The 1287-nt window shown below is 61.8% G+C and carries 2 protein-coding genes; one reads left to right on the plus strand and one right to left on the minus strand.

The window, feature by feature from the left end; genetic code table 11:
* Window positions 1-269: 269 nt before the first annotated feature.
* On the minus strand, window positions 270-443 hold the full coding sequence (locus CWO89_RS49345) for a hypothetical protein (protein WP_165421615.1): 174 nt from the start codon (window positions 441-443) through the stop codon (window positions 270-272).
* Between the two features lie 382 nt (window positions 444-825).
* On the opposite strand from CWO89_RS49345, the gene CWO89_RS44300 reads away from it, so the two are divergent.
* Window positions 826-1284 (plus strand): VOC family protein, encoded by a 459-nt coding sequence (locus tag CWO89_RS44300; protein ID WP_130584394.1) that lies wholly within the window; start codon window positions 826-828, stop codon window positions 1282-1284.
* Window positions 1285-1287: the final 3 nt, after the last annotated feature.

Consider the following 1287-nt stretch of genomic DNA (forward strand, 5'->3'; position numbering starts at 1 on the left):
GCCGCGGGTCGTGGTGGCGCCTCGCGTCTGCCCCCGCGGCTTCATTTGGCGCCATGGCCGCTGCCGGCCTTTCTAAACTTTTCGTTAAAGCGTAGTCGAACAAAGCTCGGCCAATCAGATGGCCGAGCGGAGCGGGCTAAACTTTAGTGGCCGAACAATAATGGGCAGGGACTGCGGCTCGCGGTCCCTGCCCTTTTTCGATCAGTGGTAGCGGAGATTCGAAAAGCAGCAGCTTTCGGATTGATACGGTTGGAGTTCCGACTTCCAAACTACCAAAGCTGGCAGCCTGCTAGATTGGCCTCACCAGCGACGCCAGTGCCGACGGTGCCAGTGGCGGTGGGGGTGGCGCCAGCCCCGGTGAGGACGCCAGTGGCGACGATGTCCATGACCGCGATGCCCATGACCGCCATGCCACTGCACCTGTTCGGGCTTGAGGTTGTCAACTTCATCGCCGGTGGAGACCGCAGGATGGGCATCTGGGCTGGAAGGCCGCCGCGCGTCTTCGCTTAATGGCACCATCGGCGCGGCTTGCGCGGTTGCAGCAAAGGTTGCCACACCTGCGGCAGCGCCCAATGCAATCTTCAAGAAGTGGCGGCGTTCCATGAACATTGTCCTTTTCTTACTCAGCATGTGATGCGGGAACAATGTTGCCGCCGTGAGATGAATGCCCGCTGAACTGCGCGCATGCGTCAGGCGCGACAAAAAGCGTCGCGGCAATTGGCGCGCCTCTGCATCCGCGAGCCGCGATGCTTTTTGCCAACACGATGCGACCAAAATGGATGCTCTGCGTTAACGGGGTTACCTCCAACTCCGCAGGAGAACACCATGGCGAAGGCACGACCAACTCCGGACGGGTTTCATACCGTGACGCCCTATCTCATCGTGGAAGGCGCCGAGAAGATCATCAGCTTCCTGGAGCAGGCGCTGGGCGCCCGGAAGCACCACGAGCCGACCCTGCGGCCCGACGGCACGATCATGCACGCGACACTCAGGATCGGCGATTCCATGGTGATGATCGCCGATGCCTCCGAGCACGCCAAGGCGATGCCCGCCATGCTCTATCTCTACGTGCCCGACGTCGACACCGCCTACCGAAACGCCATCAAGGCAGGCGCGACCTCGATCATGGAACCGGCGGATCAGTTCTACGGCGACCGCACCGGCGGCGTGAAGGATGTCGCGGGCAACGCATGGTTCTTCGGCACGCATATCGAGGACGTCGCGCCTGACGAACTCAAGAAGCGCGCGGCGGAGATGTTCAAGAACCAGGGCAAGGCGGCGTAGAGC

The sequence above is a fragment of the Bradyrhizobium sp. Leo170 genome (assembly GCF_004296405.1).
Lineage (GTDB): Bacteria > Pseudomonadota > Alphaproteobacteria > Rhizobiales > Xanthobacteraceae > Bradyrhizobium.

What these genes read in the sequence shown, in the direction of transcription:
- CWO89_RS44300 (WP_130584394.1), top strand. Translation starts at nt 826, where the DNA reads ATGGCGAAGGCACGACCAACTCCGGACGGGTTTCATACCGTGACGCCC.